We start from the raw sequence: 23,234 nt of genomic DNA, 5'->3' as shown, positions 1-23,234 counted from the left end.
TTATAGCAAATTTCAATTCGTTTGTAGTCTATATTTTTACGGAATATGATTGATTTTTCATATAGTTAAGGTATAATGATGGCGAGGTATATGAATAACCATTCATATAAACTTGTAGATAGTAAGTGAATTGATTAAAAAGGAGTGGGAATGATGACTGAAAATAACTCCCACCACCACAAAGATAAGGTAGCACATAGACATGACCATAAGCATGATCACCATGGGCACAACCATAGTGAACATGATACGAAGCGAGCTACACAACTTTATATATTAGGTTTTATTGCTTTTGTATTTGGCTTAATCATTGGTAACTGGCAAAGTTTTATAGGTAATATCCTAATGGTGCTAGCTGTTGTCCTTTCTGGCTACCATGTTTTAGGGGAAGGTTTTGGGGATACCGTACAAGATAGTTTGTCTGCAGGTAAATTCAAACCAAATATCCACCTCTTGATGGGGTTAGCGGCTGTAGGTGCTATCCTAATTGGTTCATTCTATGAAGCTGCCTTATTGATATTAATTTTTGCCGGTGCACATTTCCTAGAGGATTATGCAGAAGGGCGTTCGCGCCGTGAAATCACTAATCTGATGCAATTAAATCCAACAGAGGCACTTTTATTAAAGGATGATGGGACTAGTCAAAAGGTAGCGGTTGACCACTTACAAATTGGGGACCGAGTGAAGGTGTTAAATGGTGATCAAATTCCAACGGATGGTCGAATTATTCAGGGCGAGACAGTGATCAATGAGGCTTCCATTAATGGTGAGTCCATGCCGAAAGAAAAGTCAGTTGGGGATGAGGTTTTTGGTGCTACTATTAACGGAGACCATGCTATAGTCGTTGAAGTAACGAAACATCCGGATGAAACAGTATTCGCTAAAATACTCCAAATGGTTGAAGCTTCGCAAGCTAACCTAACACCAGCTGCTTCTAAAATTAAGCAGATTGAACCCTACTATGTAACAGCAGTCCTTTCTATCTTCCCATTGGTGGTACTGTTAGGGCCATGGCTTTTTGGCTGGGATTGGTCAGAAGCTTGGTATCGTGGTTTGATCTTTCTGATTTCTGCGTCACCATGCGCTTTGGCAGCTTCAGCAGTCCCTGCAACCTTGTCCGCCATATCTAATTTGGCACGTCATGGCGTGTTATTTAAAGGTGGTGCTTACCTATCTAATTTAATAGATTTAAGAGCCATTGCCTTTGATAAAACGGGTACCTTGACAAAAGGGTCACCTGAAGTGACGGACTACTATTTTGTTGAAGGGATTCAAGATGAATACATCTTACCGGTAATAGTTGAGATGGAGAGTCAATCTAACCATCCTTTGGCACAAGCTATTTTACAAGAATTTCAAGAGGACACGAAAAAATTAACCGAAAATATTGAAGTGGTGAACGAATTAGGAAAAGGGCTTAGCGGTCATTATGCTGGCCATCACTACCAAATTGGTAAACCATCCATATTTACAGCTGTTCCAGATAAAATTAAAGACCATACAAATATATTATCTAAAGCTGGTAAAACGGTTGTGTATATCCAAAAAGATGCAAGTGTGATTGGTTATATTGCCATGATGGATACACCAAATCAAGCGGCTCAAACGGCCATTAGCTACTTACACCAAGCTGATGTGCATACCGTGATGATCACTGGGGACAATGAAACAACTGGGCAAGCAGTGGCTAAGCAAGTAGGGATTGATCAAGTCGTGGCCAATGTTTTACCTGAGGAAAAAGCGCAAATTGTAAAAGATTTGCAGGCTGAGTATGGCCAGGTTGGGATGACAGGCGATGGGGTAAATGATGCACCAGCACTTGTTCAAGCAGATATTGGTTTCGCTATGGGTGATGGTACGGATGTAGCGATTGATGTAGCGGATGTTGTGATTATGGCCAATGATTTAGAAAAATTAACCTATGCCCATCAACTTTCTAACGCTTTGAACCGGATTACTTGGCAAAATATGGCTTTTTCTATGTTTGTCGTTTTGGTTCTAGTAGTCCTTAATTTTATGGGCATTTCAGATATCACTTTAGGGGTACTGTTCCATGAGGGATCAACCATTCTCGTTATACTGAATGGTTTACGACTCCTAGGAGGAAAAAGGGATAAGTAGCCAGGTGTATGCCTTGCTAAATTTAGATATTAGTGAACCAATCCGCAACAGATTCTCGAGGCTTAGTTATTGCAGTCTAGAGGCAATTGAAGATTCACAATATCCAAATGAAGGTTTCTATGATATGAAGGTACAATAATATACATGAATATCAAAAGGAGGATGTGACGGTTTGGTCGCATCCTCTCTTTATGATGTCATAGCTTGGTTGGCATTTTATGCTTTTTCCATGTCAGGGTCCATATAGTTTTGGGTGTTGTCCCCGCCAAGCAAGTCAAAGTCAAATTGTTGGCCAAGGCCTTGTATCATGGCTTTGTGGTAGACGTGCCCTGCAACAGCTACATCTAGCGCGCCAATACCAATTGGAATCACAATAGTGGTTGTTTTGTCATTGTGTTGAGGGGCGATTTCGCCTGTAGCTAGTTGGCCAAAGTCAGCTGTGATATCAGCTTCTGAGATATGGCCAGCATCATTTAAGCTCTTTAAAGCGCCTCGATGAAGAGCTTGAGCCCTGTGGTCTACATAAATATAATCGGCGTTAACGATGATATCGTCTGTAATCTCACCTCGAGAACCCATTGGCATAATAATGGTACCTGGCTTAATCATATCACCCGTTATGAAGGGTTTAGTAGCACCTGTTACTGTGATAATGACATCATTATCTGTAGCTTCCTCAGGTTTATCTACGATAATAATTTCACCATCAATCAGATGAGCCACATCATCTCTAAAGGCTTCAGCGGTAGAGCGACGGTGGTTCCAAACAACTAGTCGGTTTATTTTATATCGTTTAGTGATGGCTAAGACTTGTGTTCGAGCTTGTGTACCTGCGCCAAACATCCCTACTGAGATAGATTCTCCTAAGTTAAAGTAAGAGAGTGCAACGGCTGTTTGCGCACCAGTTCTAAGATTCGTAATATAAGCGCCGTCCATAGCAGATAAAAAACGCCCAACGTGTGGGTCGAGTAATAAAATCATACCAGTCATATAAGGTAAACCAGCAGCATTACGACCACCATCGAAACCACCAATCCATTTCATGCCGGCCATATTTAACCAGTCAACATAAGCAGGCATGGCATTCATGAAGCCTTCATAATAGGGATAATTACCCGTTTCACCTAAGTCTAGATTCACCTTACTGGGATTGACGATTTTACCTTCGCCCATTTCTTGATAAGTTCTTTCGACAATATTGACAGTTTCTGCCATATCGATTAAGCCTCGGATGTCTTTAACATTCAGTAACAATGTCATTTAATCACTCCCTTATTTGATTGTTTTTAACCCATATGAGAAATACTGGGCGTATACGTGTGTGTATAGTTTAATAATAGCTATTTAGTCTAAAAAAGTAAAATAAATTTGAGCATGATCGCTTTAGCCGAATGTAGATTTATATAGACAATACATAGCGCTTGTATGTGGAAAGCTTTCTAAATCGAGTAGGAGGAATCTTTCGATTGTGTCTTTATGGATATAGCTATTTCTTACTCAGAAATATTGTAAGTAGCCGCACGGTAGTATTGTGCAACGCCATTTGGTTGATTGATCACATTTTCTAAGTTTGGATCAATTAAACTAGCATATGCGCCTTGGTAGATTGGGCTCACAGCTGCTGCATCTTCTACTAAGTATTTTTCAGCTGCTAGGAAACTATCCCAGCGTGCAGCAGGATCTAAAGCGTTTGTTGTTTTTCCTTCAGTCATTAATTCGTCATAAGTAGCATCTGAGAAGTCACCTGATGATAGTGACGAACCTGTTACAAAATAATCAAGGAAGGCAGTTGGATCGGCATACGATGGGTTATAGGTACCGTATACAATATCAAAATCTCCAGTCCCGGTGATTGCTTGACGAGATTTTAAAGGTACATTTCGAACGGTGACGGTTAAACCAGGTAGATTGGTTTGCAGTTGTGCTTGTAAGTATTCTGAAGTTGCTTTTGATGTGTCAGTATCAGACGTCAACAATTCGATTTCAACAGTATCTGTACCCAAATCTTCTAAAGCGAGTGCCCACTCTTCTTGAGCTGCTTCGATATCAAAAGGCATTAAGTCACCATTTTCTTCACGGAAGTCAATGCCTGATTCTGGGTCCGCTCCAAAATCAGCTGGTATCCAACCACCAGCAGGTTTAGAACCATCATCAAGGATAGCATCAACAAATCCTTCCCTATCATATGCCTGACTGATTGCGCGTCGGAAGTGAACATTGTCTGTAGGACTAGATTGCGAATTAAATTCCATGTACCCAATCATCCCTTTTGGATCAATGTGTAAGAATTCAGAGTCTTGATACTCTTGTACATAAGGTGTCGTAATTTCAGTATATTGAAGTTCTCCACCTTCAAATAAGTTTACATTTGTTGAGTTTTCTTTAGACATTACCCATTCGATTTGATCTAAATCGACATTTTCGGTATCCCAGTATTCATCATTCTTCGATAAAGTCCACTCAATTTCAGTTGAATTCCAATCACTGACTGTAAATGGGCCATTATAAACAGCGTTTTCTGCCGAGGTACCATAATCAGCACCTAATTCAGTTGCGACGTTATGGTTGACTGGTAGGAAGTAAGGTGTTGCCAGTAAGTCTGTAAAGTAAGTTGTAGGAGAGGCCAGGGTGATTTCCAACGTTTTATCATCAATGGCTTTGACCCCTAGTGTGTCTGGTTCAGCTTCACCGTTCGCGATAGCTTCCGCATTTTTTATGACATAGAATTTATTCGCATTACCACCAATTGTTTCTGGTGTAACTGTTTTTTTATAGGTGTAAACAAAATCTTCTGCAGTTACCGGGTCACCATTTGACCAATCTGCATCTTCACGGATTTTAAAAGTATACGTTAAGCCATCTTCTGAAACTGTTGGTTCCTCAGCAGCTACCCCTAATTCATTACGCCCATTATCCGCTGGACGATATAAACCTTCCATTACATTGGCAATCGTATTTTGACTTGGTGTGTCAGTTGAAGAGATACTATCAAGTGAAGCCAATTCGCCATTAACTGTCACCATGATATTCTTTGCTGTTTCTTCGTTTTCAGTCGACATGCCACCATTTCCACACGCTGTTAGCACAAGTGTAAATGCCGTCAGTGAAAGAATCCCCAATTTCTTCTTCATAAAACTCAACCTCTTTTCAATAGCATTATCATTCTTCCTATTACTATAACTTATTATTTGTGAAAAAAGGAGTAACTTGCTTAATGATTGACTGATTAAAAGAAGGTCACTATTGATAAGAAAAAAAGAAGGTGAGACAAGAGTCGTTTAGAATTGCCATTTTGGGAAGTAGCAAACAATGCTGACTTTTGAAACCTGATGATAAATCTTTTTATATAGCAAAGAGAGGCTGAGATATTTTTGCCCAGCCTCTTATATTTACTACTATTTCTGGTTTAAACAGATTTAAGATTTGTTTATTTCTTTCTCTTTCGCTCATCCATCCCAGCTTCTAACTTCAAACGATTAGCAGTCGAGCGTCTAAATAGAGCTTTTAATTGTTCACGATCATCTGTTTTGATAGCTTCTTTAATTAAATTAAGTTGTATTTCAAAGTCTTGGATGGATTGTAAGAGGTAAGTTTTATTATCGATAAAGAGTTCACTCCACAAATCTTCATTGATTTTAGCAATCCTTGTTAGTTCTGGGTAAGAATCACCAGTGAACTTTCCAGTTTCGCGTTTTTCATGGTCTGAATTCATTAATGATATCGCAATGGCATGCGGTAATTGTGAAGTAAAAGAAATCATTTGATCATGAAAGCTAGCTGAAACACGGTTAACCTTACCAAAACCAATTTCTGTAGCTAAACCTTCGATTTTTTTCAAAGTATCTTCATGGTTCGCTTCCGTTGGTGTGATTAGGAAATTCGCACCTTGAAATACTGATCCCTGAGCATAGGCTATGCCACGATTTTCCCTACCAGCCATTGGATGGGTATAAACAACTTCGATATTTTCAGGTAGAACAGTAGCCATTTCAGCCATGAATGTCTCTTTGATGCCGGTTGTATCCATTAAGATGCTGCCATCTTTAAAGAAATCATGGTTAGCTTGGATAAATTTTACGGCAGTTTTTGGATATAAGGCCATAATCGTTAAATCTAATTCGGGCAAGATGCTATCACCAGTTAAGAACCCTTCCTTGATGATACCCATATTCACTGCAGTATCCAGTGTTTCTTGGTTATGATCAATTCCATAGATATTTTGATAGCCTGCAGATTGTAATGCCTCTGCGAAAGAACCCCCAATTACACCTAAACCTACTATCCCAATTTTCATCATAATACTCCTAACTGTATGCGTATGTTATATTGTTTCATAATAACATGTAGACTGATACATTTGTTAGCGTTTCTCTGGGAAATGTAAGGTAAATGTTGCATAATTTACGCAATAACATATATATATAAAGAAACGATAAGTAGTCAATCTGACTTTTATCCCTATATTAAAAAATAAAAAAAGCCAATGCAGTGGGATGCATTGGCAGTCGTAAATAAATTGAGATGAATACGTACGTGACATATCTACTCTAATTGTATTATTGCATTTTTTGCCACTTTAAGTCAAACTATTTTTTGATTACTTTGAAATCTTTTTTTGCCAGTAGATAAGCAATACCCCATAAGACGATGATCGAGAGGGATATTGCAACAAAAATATACCAAGCTATAGTATATGCAGTAGCTTCAGCAATGGATGCAGCCATGAATGAACCAAACATCATTCCTAAGAATAGGAATTGGTTGACTAAACCAAATACACGAGTGGAAGTTTGTGCTGAGAAAATGGCAGAAATAAGTAAAGGCACCAGTACTGTGGCATTTGCATTACCCAAACCAAATAGGATTGCTATTAGAATTGCAAAGCCATAGGAAGTTGTACTAGCTGCAAGGAAATAAGCAAATGCTAATAGGATAGAAGACCAAATGGTGGCCGAAACAGTGCCCAATTTATCTGCAATAATACCCATAGATAATTTACTTAAGATACCAATGGCAGAATAAACGGAGATAATAACTGCCCCCTGTTGTGGACCATGTAAACTTTGCATGAATGGTGGGAACTGACCTAAACCAGCGTTATTAGCCAAGCCTACGAATATAGCACCTAATAGTAATAAAATGAAGAATGGCTTATGTAGTGATTCTTGCATTGTAAATGGTACGCGGGAATTGAATTTGGCGTCATGATCATTGTGATTATTTGAATGAACTGTGCCTAAAGCTTCTAAATTTTTATCTTTAGGTTTCGAAACGAAAATGAATTGCCCAATACCTAAAGTGATGATTAACATAATAGCCCCATATGTCATATAAGTAGCCCGCCACCCAATAGAATGTATTAGGCTTGTCACGATTGAGCTCCATATAATCCCACCAACCCCTAAACCTGCAAGGGCAATAGATAGGGCTAAACCACGTTTTTCGATGAACCAAGTAGATATTAAGATAGACATGGCCATAGCTGAAGTGGTTAAGAAACCAAATCCTACGATGATAGATAATAGGTAAAACATCCAGACATTCGTTACTAAACCAAATGACATGTAAGCTAAACCATAGATAAGGGAACCGATTAAAAAAACTTTTTTGAAGTTTTTTGCCAGTAAGCTTGATACCCAAGAAGACAATAGGACTGAAACACTTAAAATTAAGATATTAGAAATAGAGAATTGGCTACTAGAAATATTTAGCGCATCGGTGACAGCATTTTGGTAAATATTTGCTATCGCAACGCCTGCTGGTCCAGTAACTGACAAGACTAAAACCGCACCGAAGACTATTTTCCACCCATAAAACATTTGATTACTTTTCATTTATTTCCTCCTATATTAAACTGGATTTAGACAGAAACTAATGGAAGAAAAGACCAGTGTATAAAAATTGTGATTTTTGCACATTGGGCATCTCTTGCTTGTATAAAAATCCTGATGCAGTTTGATTGTATCCTCTTATATAGTAATATTTCAATGCTTTTTTCAATTTAGAGATTACTTGTTAGTCTTTGGAATGGTTGCATTTATTGTTTTTTGAGATTGGTGAGTTTTTTCACTAGTATATTTAAATGAAATTTATCATATTGTTAATATTTTTCTATTTTGTCATTATGATACAATAGACTTAAATGATAGAAATCCTATAAGTAAACTATTTAATAAACTGCAGGATAAAAGGAGAGTATAGATGACTATTCTAGTTACGGGTGGTACTGGTTATATCGGTTCCCACACAACAATTGAATTAATCCAAGCTGGATATGATGTCGTCATTGTGGATGATTATTCAAATAGTAAACCAGTTGTTTTGGAGCGAATTGAACAAATTTCTGGTACACGTCCACGTTTTTATGAGGCAAATGTTTTAGATAAGGAAGCTTTAACACATATTTTTGAAGTAGAAAATATTGAAGCGGTTATTCATTTTGCAGCCTTTAAAGCAGTAGGTGAGTCTGTTGCTAAACCGATCAAATATTATGATAATAATCTAGGTGGGTTGGTATCAGTTTTAGAAGTTATGCAAGAGTTTAATGTGCGTAAAATTGTGTTCTCTTCGTCTGCTACTGTTTACGGTATGGACAACGAATCACCATTAACTGAAGATTTACCAACAAGTGCAACTAATCCATATGGCTATACTAAGGTAATGAATGAGCAAATTTTACGAGATTTAGCTGTGGCAGATGATAAGTGGTCAATCATGATCTTACGTTACTTTAATCCAATTGGTGCGCACGCATCAGGTTTAATCGGAGAAGATCCAACAGATATTCCCAATAACTTGATGCCTTATATTACTCAAGTAGCTATTGGTAAACGCGACCACCTTTCAGTATTTGGTAGTGACTATCCTACACATGATGGTACTGGTGTCCGTGACTATATTCATGTAGTTGATCTAGCAAAAGGACACGTTGCTGCAATTAAACATGCCCTAGTTCATGAAGGTGTTGAAATAGTTAACCTAGGTACTGGTATTGGTTATTCAGTGTTAGACTTAGTCAATACATTTGTGGAACAAAACGGGGTCGAAGTGCCATATGAATTAGTGGACCGTCGTCCTGGCGATGTTGCTTCGAATTATGCAGATGCATCTTATGCTCAATCATTATTAGGCTGGACAGCAGAACATGATCTAGCAGATATGTGTCGAGATTCATGGAAATGGCAATCAAATAATCCAAACGGTTATGACCAAGACTAAAGCGTTATGTTTAATGGGAGCCTATGAAGGAATTCGAAGGCTTCTTTTTAGCTATGCTATAGAGAGGTCATTATTATATTTTGTAACACAACTGCAATCTATGGGTAATCTATAAGTTAAATTGTATGGGTATTATTATGCTATAATATGAGGCATATGCTTGAGGATTATGGCGTTTACTTTCGAATATACGCATTATAGTTGGGATTAACTTATTTTAAGCGTATGCGATATGTGGTAAAAAGGTGTGTAGGATATTTATAGCACATTTGACCACATCATTTCTTTTTTTAAGGTGGGGGAATTACTATGCCAGCATGGCTAGGTGAATTTAGAGATAAGTGGCAAGCGCAATCTCGATCAACGCAATATACAGTTGTGGGCATTTTGATTGCTGCTATAGTATTGATGATTATTCCGTGGAGAGCATCGGCTGAAGAAGGGAACCCTTTAGGTGTACAGGTCGATTCCAAACCATTAAGTGGTTCAGATTATTATTCAGCAGAACCGTTAACAACTAAGGGGAATGGTGCTGGTATATCTCTAGGGGATTCAAGTAGCACTTCAAGTGAAGACACTTCAGTTGAAGCATCTGTGGCATTAACCAAAGATGCGAATTACAGTACAGATTTAGCAAGTTTAACAGCGGAATATGAAGAAAATACAGCATCATTAGCTCAGTCAAGAGCAAATGATCCTTCTTATACAGCACCAAGTGTATCATCTAGTTCTTTATCGTCTTCGTCATCGAATGCTTCAAGCGCTAGCTCATCATCAGATGACAGCACGAGTGAAAGTAGTCAGACGGATTCAGTTGGCACGTACACAGTTCAATCAGGTGATAATGCGTACCGAATTGCAACCAACAATGGGTTAACTTTGGATGAATTTCTATCATTGAACGGTAAAACGGAAGCTTCAGTAACCCCAGGTGAAGTAGTTCGTATACAATAAGTGAATTTTATGTGAGTTTGTGCTAAAAGCGGTGTCTTTGGTCGAATTTACTAGCAATTATAGTGAAAAAGTTGTATTCTTATGTAGGTAATTTTTGTATAGGTTAGATTTATAAGTAATTTATAACTCATATCAAATAATTTGCAGTATAATATATAGTAAGTAAGGAGGGCTGAACATGGAAGAATTAAAAATTGCGAATGCACAGCCACGTGAAGCGGCTCGTCAAAAAGCAACACAAAACGCAGCAGAGATCCTTTTAGAAATTCGTAGTAAACGCGGTATTTCTCAAGCGCGTCTAGCAGAAATCTCTGGACGTAAACAAAGCTACATTTCACGTGTAGAATCAAGACAACAAAATATTTCTCTAGCAACATTACAAGAAATCGTTGACGCTGTTGGCGGAAACTTAGTTGTCAAAGTTGAATTGTAGTTCTGAATAATTAATAACAATCAATTTAGAAAAGTCGTATTCGTTTGTGACCCCTGAAGTTCCATAAACGAATGCGACTATTTTTTATAGCAAAAAGGGGTGTGACCATAATATCGCCCCCCCTATTTAAATATGTTGAATTGTATATTATTAGCAAAAAATAATTATCTATATCCATAAAAGAGAACTGGCTAATCTGTCCAGTTCTCTCTTGATAATGCGCTTATGCTTCTGTAGGTGTAGTGTAAATTTCTTGAACTTTTCGGTTTACGTAACGGCCTGAAACAGCTGAGTGAAAGATATTTTGACGGTCATCATTGACAAAAGCTTCTGTAGCGATAAAAGCGTTTAAAGTTGCTTCTACTGATGCTGCATCTAGGTCAGGTTTCGGATTTTTGATCGTTACGGTACGTGTTTTGTTGTCAGCAGTTTTAAATTTTAATTCAAATACATTTGTTTCTTCAATCATAATATTCCTCCTTTTGGACAATAGGGACAGGTAACTTGTTCATTAAATGATTAATCAGTAATGATATAACGCTCAACTACAGCCGCACCAGTAAATGGATCTTCAACTAAGTTAGAAAGGGCAATAGCTAAATCATTTAATTTTCCAGTATCTGGATTTTCGATTAAACCGTTCAATGTGATACGATTTTCTTTTTCTGTGTCAACATTCAAGTATGTTAATTCTAATTTTGCAGATTCAAAGTTTTTCATAGATAAACCCTCCAATATTTGTTTTGTAAGCCCTCCGGATGACTTACACTAATAAGAACGATGGTTGAGAGAAAAGTGACAAGCTAATTGTAGAAACTGTGACCTAACCTTTTCCTATGCTAGAATATATAGAGAATATCGGGATTTTTAAGGAGGGATAATAGGATGACTGAAAAAAAACACGGCCCAATGAAATTATCTGATATAGGGGATAAAAGTACGCCATCAAAGCCCTTGACGAGTAAAAGGAATGAGCCAGTTCATGAGAAAGATAGATCAAAAAAAGTTGGACAGTCTGTACCAAGTGCGGATAGCTTGGCCTCCGATTTACTAGCTAAAGCTGAAGGGCTTAGAACTAAGAAAGCAGCGTCCCTTTTTCAAGAAGAAAAAAGCCAAGTAGAAACCAATGAAAAACAGGTGCTGACTGGAGAAATTACGGCTATTGAAGTACAGAAGAATAAGAAACGGTTTAATATTTATATCAAGGGTCAGTTTGCCTTCGGGGTCAGTGAAAATACTTTGGTGAAATTTGCCTTGCATAAGGGGCAAGTTTTAGACCAAGCTTTTATCACAGATATCCAGCAAGTGGATAAAGAAGATTATGCTTATCAGCTAGCGGTTCGGTTTTTGAGTTATCAACTTCGATCCGAAAAAGAGGTAAAAGATAAGTTAACGGAAGCAGAAATTGAACCGGATGTAATGGCAAAAGTGATTAAAAAATTAAAAGCTGTGAAACTAATTGATGATACAATGTTTGGGCAAGCCTATACAAGAACGGCGATGAATATTAATAAAAAAGGTCCTAATGTCATAGCGAGAGAATTGAAAAATAAGGGACTAAGGGAAGAAGAGATTGATAAGTCTTTAAAAGAATATGACCGAGCTACAGAAGTGGAAAATGCTTATACTATTGCAGAAAAGTATTTTAAAAAACAACTAAGGAAGGGATCTCATCGCAACGCTAGCCAGAAGACGAATCAATACTTAGTACAAAAGGGTTTTGATAGTGATCTGATTCAGGAATTAATGCAGCGATTGGCAGAACATTATCAAGATGAAGACCAAGAACTCGCGGTTTTACATAAAGATTTGGACAAGTATATGCGACGATATAAAAAACTATCGGGCAAGGAATTGATCTTTAAGGTTAAAGGAATGCTCTATAATAAAGGTTATCCTTTGGACTTGATCAACCAAGCTCTTTGGGAATATGAGGAAGATATTTAAGACAAATATAAAGTAGAAGAGGAAGGGAATCAGTGACTGAAGTAAATCAAGACATCGATTTATCTTTATATATAAATCAATCCGCCATTCAGGACTTGGGCCCAGTAATAGAAGGTGTTCAAGTGTGGGGACCGGTAACTAATCAAGCTTTTAGGAAAACTTTCTTAGAGTGGTACGATAAGGAAAGTCGTCGGTTGCCTTGGCGTGAATCTAAAGATCCATACCGGATTTGGGTATCGGAAATCATGCTACAACAAACCCGAGTGGAAACTGTAATTGACTATTATGCCCGTTTTCTATCTGCTTTCCCGACTATAAAAGATTTGGCAGAAGCTAAAGAAGACCAATTGTTAAAAGTGTGGGAAGGCTTGGGTTACTACTCTAGAGTTCGTAATATGCAGGTGGCTGCGCAACAAATTATGAATGATTATGATGGTATTTTTCCAGACAATTTAGCGGATATCAAAAAGTTGAAAGGTATAGGTCCTTATACAGCAGGTGCTATTGGTTCGATTGCTTTCAACATCCCAGTACCAGCTATTGACGGAAATGCCATGCGTGTAATTGCTCGTTTGTTTATGATTAATGCAGATATACAAAAACCTGCCAACCGAAAAATATTTGAAGCTGTGGGACAATATTTAGTCGATCCAGACCGACCAGGAGATTTTAATCAAGCAATTATGGACTTAGGTTCTTCATTTGAAACACCTAAGAAAGCTATGCCAGAGCTATCTCCACTGCGAGATTATACTTTAGCAACACTAACAGGTACCACCGATACTTACCCAATCAAAAGTAAAAAAGCCAAAGCGAAACCTGTTTATTATCAAGCCCTGATATTACAAAACGCTAAAGGGCAAGTATTAATTGAGAAAAGGACGCAACACAAATTGCTGAATAACCTTTGGACCGCACCCTTAATTGAATTAGGAACAAAAGCTAATCAGGATCTGCCCATAACTGAAAAATTAGATTTTTTACTCGCTGAAAGTAAGCAAAATTACGGTATTTCACCAATTTTTATGCGTAAGGAAATTGGCCAAGTTAAACATGTCTTCACGCATCTGATCTGGCATATTCAATTAGCTTACGGACAATTAACAGGTGAAGACGAACAACGGATAAATATGCTCATCGCTTCTGGTGAAGAAGATTATGCCTGGGTCGCACCACATCAATTTGAAGATTATGCCTTCCCAACTGTCCAAATGAAAGTTTGGCAAGCATATGAAAATTATCAAGAAATGCAGAAAAATAAATAAACAAAAGGCTACGACTGTATGAGTCGTAGCCTTTTGTGTAAATTGTCGTGAATATTCAGGATGGTTTAAGTCTTCTGCTGTGACGGTCTAAGTCCACCACCAATCGCTCAAATACACACCTCTAGCATATCACCACAGTCTTTATCTACATATTGACTATTACTATGATTTACTTCTTGCGTTTGTGACTTAGTTGACAATAGCGTTCGTACCAAATATCTACATACTCTTTAGAAAAAGGCCCTTTTTCTTCATTAATCCAACGTACAAGCTCTTGAACGTTATCTTTTAAAATAGCATCTATATCAGACGAATAGCCCATTAATTGGCGATGGTCTTTATACTCATCTACGTCTAATAATTTCCGCTTACCATCTGGAAAAATCTTGATATCTAAATCATAATCGATGTATTTCAAGGCTTCATCATCCAATACGTAAGGGGACGCTAAATTACAATAATAAGATACACCGTTCGGACGAATCATTGTAATAATATTGAACCAATAGTGTTTATGAAAATATAGTAAGGCGGGTTCTCTAGTCACCCATCGTCTACCGTCAAAATCAACAACCAAAGTATGATCATTGCAGGCAATGATACTTTGGTCGCTTGTTTTTAAAACCATAGAATCTCGCCAAGTGCGATGTAAAGAACCATCGTGCTTGTAGCTTTTGACTGTGATGAATTCACCTTCTTTAGGGTTTCTCATCACTAAACCTACTTTCTACACCTAGCTAGGTTGTAACATAAAATATTATAGCATAATGAAAAATGAAAAAGTAGGCTAATTGCCTACTTGAATATTCTTTAAAAAACCTAAAAGATTTCATTCAGTTTAGCTTCATTTTGTTATATGATAGAATAATAATGGGAAAAGTTTGTATAAAGGAGCTCAAGTATGAATAGAAAATCAAATAGAAACCAGATGATTTTGACAGCAGTCTTTATTGTCATTTCATTGGTATTAGTGGGAGGTAGCTATTTTGTTTATCGATCACGTCAGCAAAATATGTTAGCAGATCAAGCAAGTACATTTTCATCAATGTCTGTAGACATGAATCAAACAGCATCAAGTACACAAGCAGAATACGATCCAGAAGAAATGGTGAAAGCTTTTGCAGATAATCGTGGTGAAACAACGGCATTACATTATTTATATTATCTACAAAGTGTTGAACAAGTACCAACTATCTCTATCGCTCGTACACAAGCAGATCAAGAGGATTGGACAACGACTATATCAGATCGTTTGAAGAAAATTGAATTTGAAGAAACAGCGGTTCATTCAATTGACTGGGCAGATATGACAAGTGCAGATGCCGTAGAGCAGTACTCAGGCAGCTTAACTGAAGCAAATCCACAATTAGTGATTATTCCAACTTTTGTAGAGGAAGATTATGAAGCTGGTATCTCTGAAGAAGAGCATTCAGATAATATTGAAGAATTATTTAACACTATTCGTATGGATTTACCTTCAGCGCTAATCGTATTTGCACAATATCCAGCATCTAGTCAAGAAATGACTGAGGATGAAGATTATGTGGCATACAATGATCATACCTTATCTGCAATGCAAGATGCAGGCTACAATGTTTATGATATCAACACAGCCTATAGTGAAGCACGAGATAAATCAGAGAAACTAAACCTTGAAAATAGTTTTACAGATGAAGGGTTCTCTCAAGATGCTAGTTTATTAATGGCCAACACATTGATGACACAAATTGAGGATATACAAATCAATGCGACTGATGGATATGATGGCAAAAATGAAGATGTAAAAGCAATGCAAGCAGAACTTGATGCGCAAGCAGAATCAGAATCTATTGCAGCAGAAGAAGCGGCAGCAGCTGAAGCAGAGGCTGAATCTATTGCGGCAGAAGAGCAAGCTTCAATAGACGCTGAAAATGCATCCATTGCAGAATCAGAGTCTATCGCAGCAGAAGAAGCGGCGGCAGCCGAAGCAGCATCAATTTCAGCATCTATCGCATCAGAAGAAGCAGCTAACGATTACAACTATTCTGCATCAGAATCTGAGTATAGATGGTCTGCGCCAGTAGAAGAACCATCTTCAAATGAAGCAGCTGATTCGCCATCAGAAAGCGTTATAGATGATGGATCATCAGAGGAAGCAACATTATCTGAATAATTTTTACATATCAGTTTAAGAAAACATCTTAAAAGGAGTCGATATTCATAAGTTGTCCAAGCCATGGTTGTCTGGTAGTGGGCAATAGGGAAATCACCTTTTAAGGTGTTTTTTGTAGTCTTTTAGACTAAAAATCGATAAAATAAATGTGATAAACTGAATATAAATGAATCGTTTTTCGATTTGAAGAAAAGAGGCAATCATGGTAGAAAATATTCTAACTATCCAAGAGATTTTTGATTTAAGTGAAACAACTGATCCAGAATTAATTAGTCTACGAATGCGCGAAACCATGAAATCTGAGGATTTTGATAAGGCCTATTATTATAGTGGCTTTCTTGGTTGTGCATATTCCAAAGCGAGCACACTGCTACGTCTTTGGACACCGATAGCCATTGGTGTTGAATTGCTCTTATATGTATCGGATACATCGGATGAATATGAGGCAATCCAGATGACGAAAGAGCCAGATACGGGTACCTATTCAATTCTTTTGGAAGGGGATTATAAGAATACACCGTACATGTATCGAATTAGCTTCCCTAATTCAACTGTTGAAATTACACAAGATCCATATTCAAAAGCTGTAACCGTTAATGGTGCTCGGTCTGTAATTGTAGATTTGCAAGAGGGTTATCCTGAAAATTGGGAAAATGACAAGCGTCCACCCTTTGTTCATGCAAGTGATGCTATTATTTATGAAGCTAGTGTTCGTGACTTAACCGCTAATATCAATTCAGGTGTAGTGAAAGAAAAACGCGGGAAATTTGCTGGTCTTAGTCAAACTGGTACGAAAACAGCCAATAACTTTCCAACGGGTTTAGATTATATTGCTGACCTAGGAATTACCCATTTACAATTAATGCCAATGGCAGATTTTGTGACTGTAGATGAATTATTAGACCGCCCTGATAATTATAACTGGGGTTATGATCCTATGCACTATAATGTGCCGGAGGGTTCGTATTCTATGTCGCCTCGTGATCCTATTGCTAGGTTAAAAGAAATGCGCGAGATGATACAGGCCCTACATAAAAAAGGGATTCGTGTCGTAATGGACGTTGTCTATAATCATGTCTATGAACATGAACGTCATCCCTTAGGTTTAACTGTGCCATACTATTATTTCCGTTATAACAAGAATGGTGACTTGTCGAATGGCTCAGGCGTTGGGAATGAGACAGACTCAACGCGGTTAATGTTTCGTCGGTATATGATTGAATCAATTGTATATTGGGCTGAGGAATTTCATATTGATGGTTTCCGATTTGATTTAATGGGCTTACATGATATCGAAACATTAAATCTTATTCGCGAAGCTTTGGATAAAGTTGATCCATCTATCTTGATGTATGGAGAAGGGTGGGACTTGGAAACCCTTTTATCTTCAGATAAAAAAGCTATCCTTCGAAATGCTTATAAAACACCACGCATTTCATACTTTAACGACCAATTGCGAGATCAAATGCGTGGATCTGATTATGGAGATGCCACTGATCCAGGTTTTATTAGTGGGAAATTTATGACTGAACAAGCTGTTCTTGCTTCTTACTTAGGTGGCGGAAATTTGTCGAAACGTGATGCAAATGTAACTCAACCCCAACAACTGATTCAATATATTGAGGTACATGATAACTATACTTTACGGGATAAAATTGCTTTATCCCACGGAGAAGAACCGGTAAGCCTACGAAAAAGAAGGCAGCTTTTAGGTAACAGTATCATTGCTTTATCGGCTGGAATTCCATTCTTTCATAGTGGACAAGAGTTCTTTCGAACTAAGCATGGTGTAAGAGATTCCTATAATGCAGGTGATAAGATTAATAATATAGACTGGGATTTAATGGCTGCTAATTTTGAAGCTGTGACCTATTTCAAGGGGTTACTTGCATTACGGAAGAAATACCCATTCTTCACAGAGAGGAATCAAGATCTATTCTTTAAAAATGCAACCATCATCAAATCGGACTACCAAATTATTGGTGTGCATTACCATGGTCTAGGGCATGAGTTGGTGATCATATTTAATGGGCAATTGAATGATGTCTCTGTATGGATACCAGAAGGGAGCTGGCGCCCAATAGCTCGGGATAATCAAATGGTGGATGAGGACTTTGTCGAATTAGAGAAAGGTAATGCAAATGTTACAGTGCCAATACTATCGACATTAATTTTAGAACGAGTAGCGTAGACCATCATACTATGTCTAATTGTAGTGTTCATTATGATTGAAAATCATTCAAATGATTAAACAAATCAAGAAAGGAGGTCAAGACGTTTTGTCTTGACCTCCTTTCTTGGTAAATATAGACATTGTAAATATTGACATGTATATGTTTTTAACTTTCAATACCTTCTAGTGAATCTGCTTGATAGTCATCTTCGTCATGGTGAATTCTATATGAACGAATTAGGGTATTTAATTTAATCAAAGATTCCTCGTAAGATACTAATTGACCTGTGATTAACATTAAGGCATTTGAACGTTCGAATTCTTCTGGGGTAGCTGTTTGTTTGATGGCAGCATACTCAAAAATAGAATCCATTAAATCTTGACGATAAACTTGAGTGGGTTGGAAGAAATTTACTTCTAAAGGTGAAATCCGACCATCAAATTTCAAGAATATTTGCTCATGGGCAGAACATAAAGTTTCAATTCGTTCACGGATTTGTATCCGTAACTCATCTGGTAACTGGAACATCACATTTGTATGGATATGTAGAACAGATAACAGAGCTAAAGCTTCTTCTAATGAGATGATTAAAGCCCGAAAAACAACTAGTTTTCTTTTTAACATAGGTAGTTTTTGTTTAGACCAAACATTTTCATCTTTTAATAATGCAAATAGTTTGTGAGCTTGTTTTATCCGGTTTTCAGCCCAAGATATATCTGAAGTAAGGGTAGAGTACTCACCGTTTTTCCTGAGTATCGCCCTTAAGCGTACTAAGATTTCACTAGAAGTTTTATTTACTTCTTCATATAAAATAGCATCATATTTTGGAGGTAGAACAAAAACATTCACCAGTAAAGAAACAGTAACACCGAGTAAGGATTCAACTACACGCGCGATTGCAGAGGTGATGATCATATCTTGGTCACGCAACATAATGACTACAAGCGTGATTGTCGCTAAAGTAATGACGTTTGCCATGTTTAAGGTACGTAAAATACCGATAAACAACGTTACAGTCACGCCAATAATAATGGGGGAGTTTCCGAAGAAGTAGACCATGATTACAGCAACGATTCCTCCCAATATGGCTGCTATAACTCGATTGAAGAAGGTATCGATAGACCCTCTAACCGTTTGTTGCAAACCGATGATGGCAGTAAAGGCTGGGATGACAGGTTCAACAAAGGGTAACCAATTAGCGAGTAAGATGCTGAGTGTTACGCCAAGGCCTGTCTTAAACATCCTTGCACCAAGTTTCATTTTTAATTCAATCCTTTTTAATGTTCTTCATCATATATAGTAACTCTTCAATTTTCATATTACTAGTTAATAGCCGTTAAAACTAGCAATAAAGGTAAATTTTTATCAATTTATATAAATTATAAACTTTCCGATTTTTCAATACCGGCAATCATCGTTTCAATAATTGTTGAGCGTAGATTCATCGATTCAGCGGTACGCACTTCTTCAATAGTTGTTCCGCCAGGAGTACATACAGCGTCTTTTAAAGCACCTGGATGTAAATCAGATTCAATTGCTAACTGAGCAGCACCTTTGACTGCTTGTTTTGCAAAGGCCAAGGCTTGGGATCTAGTTAGTCCTTTTGCCACACCAGCATCCGCCATTGCTTCAATAATCATAAAGATAATCGCTGGACTAGATCCTGCAATACCCGTGAAGGCATCTAGTTGATTTTCGGTTAATTGCTCAGCAGATCCGAAAGTATTTAGGATTTGCATAATCAAGCTTTGGTCATTCGTAGACAGGTTTTGGTTAAAGACCACACCGGAGATCCCTTCTCCAACTTGTGCAGGAATATTTGGCATCACTCGAGCAAATTTCACATGGTCACCTAATTGTTCAGCTGCGTTCGTTAAGCTATAGCCGGTAGCAACTGAAATCACTATCGTTTCATTTGTGATTACAGGCTTCACCTCATTTACCACATCTTTCATCAAATAAGGTTTTACTGCAAGGATAATGACATCTGCTCCCTTAGCTGTTTCTTGGTTATCTGTTAAAATAGGGATGCCATATTTAGCTGAGTCAGATTCAGCTTTTTCTGGGTTAGCACGTGAGCCAATAATGAGTTGGTTATCAATGTTGTCTGCTTTCACTAAGCCGTTTAAGATAGCTGTACCCATATTTCCTAAACCGATAATAGCAATTTTTTTATTGATTTGTTTCATAAATGCGCCTTCCTTCTTTAAATGAATCACAAGTTCATTAAAACAACTTCATTTTAGCATAAATTCCGTAGTTTCACGACTAACGAAAAGTACCTATGATTCAATTCAACTTTCGTTATAATAAAGTTACCAAAAAAAGGAGCGAATCACTTTAATGTTTCCGATACACTATATAAAAGATATATTTAGTCCAGCTAATATTTTCTACCATCGCTATTTAATGACTTGGTGGAAATCAGTACTTGTGATGATTTTATGGTCGATTATGATGACTTGGCCATTTGTAAGTCATTTTCAATCTGTTGAAGATAGTGCTGTTAATAATGCCTTTGAAGAATTACATACGATCATACCGGATGAAACTGCTAGTGTGCTATCGAATTTTACTTATGAGAATGGTACGTTTGAGTCAGACCAGACCGATATAGTGATAGATGGTGACCAAATGCAGTTAGTTATTTTACCAAGTGCTGATAACTTGGATGGCTACTTGAAAGGTAATGATAAACTATTACTAATACTTCCAGATCAATTCGTCTATCAAACGGATCAAGAAACCCGCTACACAGCTAATCTACCATTAAATTTTGCGGATTACTTAGAGGATAATGACGCTTTAATAGAAAGTTTACGCGTAAGCTATCAAACTGAAGTAAATACACAAAGTCGCCAGATTCTGGTGATGACGCGTCAGCTGACAATTTTTATACTTGGACTAGGTGGTTTGCTATTAATTACCTCTCGATTAAATATCTTACAAAAAAATCAGTTTCATGACTTGTTCTCTTTCCAATATTGTTTAGGAATGGTAGCAACAGCTATGGGGTTGCCAGCTATACTCTCCATTGCTATCGGATTCTTTATGCCAACGGTAGTTATTATGATTCCTATATTATGGATTGGTACCATTACGATGTTATATCTATCTTACCGACAAACGAAATTCATTCGAACAGATGCAATCTAAATGAATGGATAACAATATTCAATTAACAGAGCGCTTTTATTTTAAATACTTATTAAAGAAAGTATAATGTTAGTTAGTTATAAACAAACGTTTTCTTTGAGCGATTCGGAGGAATTTATATGAAAAAAATCTCACTAGGTAAAAGCGGTATATCAGTACCCAATCTAGCGGTAGGGTGTATGCGTATTGAAGGGAAATCTGTTGCTGAGGTCCAAGAAATTATTCAACGATCTTATGATGCGGGATTAACTTTCTTTGATCATGCAGATATCTACCTTCAAGAAAGAGGCGGAGCAGAGAAATTATTTGGAGAAGCTTTCGCGGGTCTCGATATACCGAGAGAAAATATTATCTTACAGTCAAAAGTAGGTATCTATCTACCAGACACTTATCATAATAATGAGCGCAATTTCTTTGATCTATCTAAAGAACATATATTGCAGTCCGTAGATGAATCATTAGAGAGATTACAAACAGACTATTTAGATATTCTGTTACTACATCGCAATGATGCCTTATGGGAACCAAAGGAAATAGCTGAAGCTTTTGATATTTTAGAAACTAGTGGAAAAGTTCGAAACTTTGGCGTGAGTAATCATACACCAATTCAGATTGAATTATTGAAGAAATATGTTAAGCAAGATTTAGTAGCAAACCAAATTCAGCTTTCACCAGCTCACACGCTTGCGCTTGATTATGGATTCAGTGTAAATACTAAAACTGAAGAAGGGTTAAATCGAGGAGGGGAATTAATCGATTATGCCCGATTGCATGATATGGCTATTCAAGCATGGTCACCAATTCAAGGTGAAAATGGTGTATTTTTCAATGATTCAAATTATAAAACCTTGAATGATAAATTAACTGAAATCGGTAGCCGTTATGGATTGGATAATGAAGCTGCTGCTATCGCATGGTTGCTAAGGATTCCTGATAATACGCAAGTAGTTTTAGGTACAACCAATATTGATCGTATGTTAAATTATGCTAAAGCAAGTGACGTTCAATTTACACGTCAAGAATGGTATGAAATATATCAAAGCGCTGGAAACCGATTGCCTTAATTAACTATTAAAACTGAGAGAACGCAGATCTATCAACGGGTTTGCGTTCTTTTTATAATTGAATAAACAATTTTTTGTATTTTATTGATTTTATACTTGTATAGAATTAAATTACTTGCTATAATACTCTTTACGGAAATAGTTCTTACAGGAATATTTCAACAAAATATTTTTGAACAATACTAGTTGACAGAGTGATCTGCAACATGGTATTGTTAGGTAGTTGTCAAGAAGCTATGTCAGTTCTCGAGACAAGTAAAAATATTTAAAAAAACTATTGACAAGATATCAGAATTTAAGGTATGATGTCCAAGTCGCTTCAAAAAAACAACAAAACGTTCAAAAAAACTTTTTAAAGTTTCGCTTGACAGTTGTTGAATGAAGATGATATATTATAAAAGTTGCTAAATGAAGCAACGAGATAGACCTTTGAAAACTGAACAAAGAAGACGAACCAAAATTGTGTAGGGAATCAATTGCGTAGCAATTGAAACCAACAATTCAAAGTAGTGAGAACTACTATAAATAAGTCAGCAAACTTTAATGAGCAATCAAAGCTCATGAAAATCTTTCATGAGAGTTTGATCCTGGCTCAGGACGAACGCTGGCGGCATGCCTAATACATGCAAGTCGAGCGAACAGACGAAGTGCTTGCACTTCTGACGTTAGCGGCGAACGGGTGAGTAACACGTAAGGAATCTACCTATAAGCGGGGGATAACATTCGGAAACGGGTGCTAATACCGCATAA

19 protein-coding genes and 1 rRNA gene (1 of these 20 cut by a window edge) are annotated in these 23,234 nt (G+C 37.2%); 11 read left to right on the top strand and 9 right to left on the bottom strand.

Features of this window, described 5'->3' with window-relative positions:
- Nucleotides 1-153: 153 nt before the first annotated feature.
- The gene (locus CJ191_RS00115; RefSeq protein ID WP_374754461.1) at nucleotides 154-2,121 is read left to right on the top strand and encodes a heavy metal translocating P-type ATPase; all 1,968 of its coding nucleotides are present in this window, start codon (nucleotides 154-156) and stop codon (nucleotides 2,119-2,121) included.
- Between the two features lie 216 nt (nucleotides 2,122-2,337).
- On the opposite strand, the gene CJ191_RS00110 is transcribed toward CJ191_RS00115, so the two are convergent.
- From CJ191_RS00110 to CJ191_RS00095, 4 genes are all read right to left on the bottom strand, one after another.
- Nucleotides 2,338-3,381: an ornithine cyclodeaminase family protein gene (locus tag CJ191_RS00110; protein ID WP_102198581.1), complete on the bottom strand. Its 1,044-nt coding sequence runs from the start codon at nucleotides 3,379-3,381 to the stop codon at nucleotides 2,338-2,340.
- 233 nt (nucleotides 3,382-3,614) lie between these two features.
- Nucleotides 3,615-5,252, bottom strand: coding sequence for a peptide ABC transporter substrate-binding protein (locus CJ191_RS00105; protein ID WP_070466872.1), 1,638 nt, complete (start codon nucleotides 5,250-5,252; stop codon nucleotides 3,615-3,617).
- Between the two features lie 296 nt (nucleotides 5,253-5,548).
- The gene (locus tag CJ191_RS00100; RefSeq protein ID WP_102198580.1) at nucleotides 5,549-6,415 is read right to left on the bottom strand and encodes a prephenate dehydrogenase; all 867 of its coding nucleotides are present in this window, start codon (nucleotides 6,413-6,415) and stop codon (nucleotides 5,549-5,551) included.
- 292 nt (nucleotides 6,416-6,707) lie between these two features.
- Nucleotides 6,708-7,955 carry an MFS transporter gene (locus CJ191_RS00095; RefSeq protein ID WP_102198579.1) on the bottom strand — a complete coding sequence of 416 codons (1,248 nt, stop codon included), beginning with the start codon at nucleotides 7,953-7,955 and terminating at the stop codon, nucleotides 6,708-6,710.
- A gap of 367 nt (nucleotides 7,956-8,322) precedes the next feature.
- Here CJ191_RS00095 and galE point away from each other — a divergent pair, with 367 nt between their 5' ends.
- The 3 genes from galE to CJ191_RS00080 all read left to right on the top strand — a co-directional run bounded on the left by galE (nucleotide 8,323) and on the right by CJ191_RS00080 (nucleotide 10,726).
- Complete coding sequence (gene galE, locus CJ191_RS00090) at nucleotides 8,323-9,339, top strand: UDP-glucose 4-epimerase GalE (RefSeq protein ID WP_102198578.1); 1,017 nt, start codon at nucleotides 8,323-8,325, stop codon at nucleotides 9,337-9,339.
- A gap of 309 nt (nucleotides 9,340-9,648) precedes the next feature.
- Entirely contained in the window at nucleotides 9,649-10,293 is a 645-nt protein-coding gene (locus CJ191_RS00085) for a LysM peptidoglycan-binding domain-containing protein (protein WP_070466865.1), read from the top strand.
- A 178-nt stretch (nucleotides 10,294-10,471) separates the two neighbouring features.
- Complete coding sequence (locus CJ191_RS00080) at nucleotides 10,472-10,726, top strand: helix-turn-helix domain-containing protein (RefSeq protein WP_003141237.1); 255 nt, start codon at nucleotides 10,472-10,474, stop codon at nucleotides 10,724-10,726.
- 223 nt (nucleotides 10,727-10,949) lie between these two features.
- Here CJ191_RS00080 and CJ191_RS00075 read toward each other — a convergent pair whose 3' ends face one another.
- Both CJ191_RS00075 and CJ191_RS00070 read right to left on the bottom strand, forming a co-directional pair.
- A complete protein-coding gene (locus CJ191_RS00075; protein ID WP_070466863.1) occupies nucleotides 10,950-11,195 on the bottom strand; it encodes a DUF2922 domain-containing protein in 246 nt (81 codons plus the stop codon).
- A 50-nt stretch (nucleotides 11,196-11,245) separates the two neighbouring features.
- Nucleotides 11,246-11,446: a hypothetical protein gene (locus tag CJ191_RS00070; protein WP_070466861.1), complete on the bottom strand. Its 201-nt coding sequence runs from the start codon at nucleotides 11,444-11,446 to the stop codon at nucleotides 11,246-11,248.
- 165 nt (nucleotides 11,447-11,611) lie between these two features.
- On the opposite strand from CJ191_RS00070, the gene recX reads away from it, so the two are divergent.
- Entirely contained in the window at nucleotides 11,612-12,673 is a 1,062-nt protein-coding gene (recX, locus tag CJ191_RS00065; protein WP_102198577.1) for a recombination regulator RecX, read from the top strand.
- Between the two features lie 32 nt (nucleotides 12,674-12,705).
- Entirely contained in the window at nucleotides 12,706-13,938 is a 1,233-nt protein-coding gene (gene mutY, locus CJ191_RS00060) for an A/G-specific adenine glycosylase (RefSeq protein ID WP_102198576.1), read from the top strand.
- 169 nt (nucleotides 13,939-14,107) lie between these two features.
- On the opposite strand, the gene ntdP is transcribed toward mutY, so the two are convergent.
- The gene (gene ntdP, locus CJ191_RS00055; RefSeq protein WP_070466855.1) at nucleotides 14,108-14,650 is read right to left on the bottom strand and encodes a nucleoside tri-diphosphate phosphatase; all 543 of its coding nucleotides are present in this window, start codon (nucleotides 14,648-14,650) and stop codon (nucleotides 14,108-14,110) included.
- Between the two features lie 189 nt (nucleotides 14,651-14,839).
- Here ntdP and CJ191_RS00050 point away from each other — a divergent pair, with 189 nt between their 5' ends.
- Nucleotides 14,840-16,090: an adhesin gene (locus CJ191_RS00050; protein WP_102198575.1), complete on the top strand. Its 1,251-nt coding sequence runs from the start codon at nucleotides 14,840-14,842 to the stop codon at nucleotides 16,088-16,090.
- Between the two features lie 202 nt (nucleotides 16,091-16,292).
- Nucleotides 16,293-18,281 (top strand): type I pullulanase, encoded by a 1,989-nt coding sequence (gene pulA, locus CJ191_RS00045; protein WP_102198574.1) that lies wholly within the window; start codon nucleotides 16,293-16,295, stop codon nucleotides 18,279-18,281.
- A 148-nt stretch (nucleotides 18,282-18,429) separates the two neighbouring features.
- Here the strand turns inward: pulA and CJ191_RS00040 are convergent, their stop codons facing one another.
- Together CJ191_RS00040 and proC are read right to left on the bottom strand one after the other, a co-directional pair.
- Nucleotides 18,430-19,524: an FUSC family protein gene (locus CJ191_RS00040; RefSeq protein ID WP_102198573.1), complete on the bottom strand. Its 1,095-nt coding sequence runs from the start codon at nucleotides 19,522-19,524 to the stop codon at nucleotides 18,430-18,432.
- 119 nt (nucleotides 19,525-19,643) lie between these two features.
- Nucleotides 19,644-20,453, bottom strand: a complete 810-nt coding sequence (proC, locus tag CJ191_RS00035; RefSeq protein WP_102198572.1) for a pyrroline-5-carboxylate reductase — start codon at nucleotides 20,451-20,453, stop codon at nucleotides 19,644-19,646.
- Between the two features lie 154 nt (nucleotides 20,454-20,607).
- On the opposite strand from proC, the gene CJ191_RS00030 reads away from it, so the two are divergent.
- The 3 genes from CJ191_RS00030 to CJ191_RS00020 all read left to right on the top strand — a co-directional run.
- Entirely contained in the window at nucleotides 20,608-21,420 is an 813-nt protein-coding gene (locus CJ191_RS00030) for a DUF1189 family protein (protein ID WP_257994089.1), read from the top strand.
- A gap of 119 nt (nucleotides 21,421-21,539) precedes the next feature.
- Nucleotides 21,540-22,484: an aldo/keto reductase gene (locus CJ191_RS00025; RefSeq protein ID WP_102198571.1), complete on the top strand. Its 945-nt coding sequence runs from the start codon at nucleotides 21,540-21,542 to the stop codon at nucleotides 22,482-22,484.
- 569 nt (nucleotides 22,485-23,053) lie between these two features.
- Nucleotides 23,054-23,234, top strand: a 16S ribosomal RNA gene (locus CJ191_RS00020) (it continues 1,340 nt past the right edge of the window).

Source organism: Aerococcus viridans, assembly GCF_002871935.1.
GTDB lineage: Bacteria > Bacillota > Bacilli > Lactobacillales > Aerococcaceae > Aerococcus > Aerococcus viridans_B.
The sequence above is the reverse complement of the archived record's forward strand: the minus strand, read 5'-3'. Positions and strand labels throughout refer to the sequence as shown.

What these genes read in the sequence shown, in the direction of transcription:
- CJ191_RS00040 (WP_102198573.1), bottom strand. Translation starts at nt 19,524, where the DNA reads ATGAAACTTGGTGCAAGGATGTTTAAGACAGGCCTTGGCGTAACACTC.
- CJ191_RS00030 (WP_257994089.1), top strand. Translation starts at nt 20,608, where the DNA reads ATGTTTCCGATACACTATATAAAAGATATATTTAGTCCAGCTAATATT.
- CJ191_RS00025 (WP_102198571.1), top strand. Translation starts at nt 21,540, where the DNA reads ATGAAAAAAATCTCACTAGGTAAAAGCGGTATATCAGTACCCAATCTA.
- CJ191_RS00050 (WP_102198575.1), top strand. Translation starts at nt 14,840, where the DNA reads ATGAATAGAAAATCAAATAGAAACCAGATGATTTTGACAGCAGTCTTT.
- recX (WP_102198577.1), top strand. Translation starts at nt 11,612, where the DNA reads ATGACTGAAAAAAAACACGGCCCAATGAAATTATCTGATATAGGGGAT.
- CJ191_RS00070 (WP_070466861.1), bottom strand. Translation starts at nt 11,446, where the DNA reads ATGAAAAACTTTGAATCTGCAAAATTAGAATTAACATACTTGAATGTT.
- CJ191_RS00080 (WP_003141237.1), top strand. Translation starts at nt 10,472, where the DNA reads ATGGAAGAATTAAAAATTGCGAATGCACAGCCACGTGAAGCGGCTCGT.
- CJ191_RS00100 (WP_102198580.1), bottom strand. Translation starts at nt 6,415, where the DNA reads ATGAAAATTGGGATAGTAGGTTTAGGTGTAATTGGGGGTTCTTTCGCA.
- CJ191_RS00115 (WP_374754461.1), top strand. Translation starts at nt 154, where the DNA reads ATGACTGAAAATAACTCCCACCACCACAAAGATAAGGTAGCACATAGA.
- CJ191_RS00085 (WP_070466865.1), top strand. Translation starts at nt 9,649, where the DNA reads ATGCCAGCATGGCTAGGTGAATTTAGAGATAAGTGGCAAGCGCAATCT.
- CJ191_RS00110 (WP_102198581.1), bottom strand. Translation starts at nt 3,381, where the DNA reads ATGACATTGTTACTGAATGTTAAAGACATCCGAGGCTTAATCGATATG.
- CJ191_RS00075 (WP_070466863.1), bottom strand. Translation starts at nt 11,195, where the DNA reads ATGATTGAAGAAACAAATGTATTTGAATTAAAATTTAAAACTGCTGAC.
- CJ191_RS00105 (WP_070466872.1), bottom strand. Translation starts at nt 5,252, where the DNA reads ATGAAGAAGAAATTGGGGATTCTTTCACTGACGGCATTTACACTTGTG.
- galE (WP_102198578.1), top strand. Translation starts at nt 8,323, where the DNA reads ATGACTATTCTAGTTACGGGTGGTACTGGTTATATCGGTTCCCACACA.
- proC (WP_102198572.1), bottom strand. Translation starts at nt 20,453, where the DNA reads ATGAAACAAATCAATAAAAAAATTGCTATTATCGGTTTAGGAAATATG.
- ntdP (WP_070466855.1), bottom strand. Translation starts at nt 14,650, where the DNA reads ATGAGAAACCCTAAAGAAGGTGAATTCATCACAGTCAAAAGCTACAAG.
- pulA (WP_102198574.1), top strand. Translation starts at nt 16,293, where the DNA reads ATGGTAGAAAATATTCTAACTATCCAAGAGATTTTTGATTTAAGTGAA.
- CJ191_RS00095 (WP_102198579.1), bottom strand. Translation starts at nt 7,955, where the DNA reads ATGAAAAGTAATCAAATGTTTTATGGGTGGAAAATAGTCTTCGGTGCG.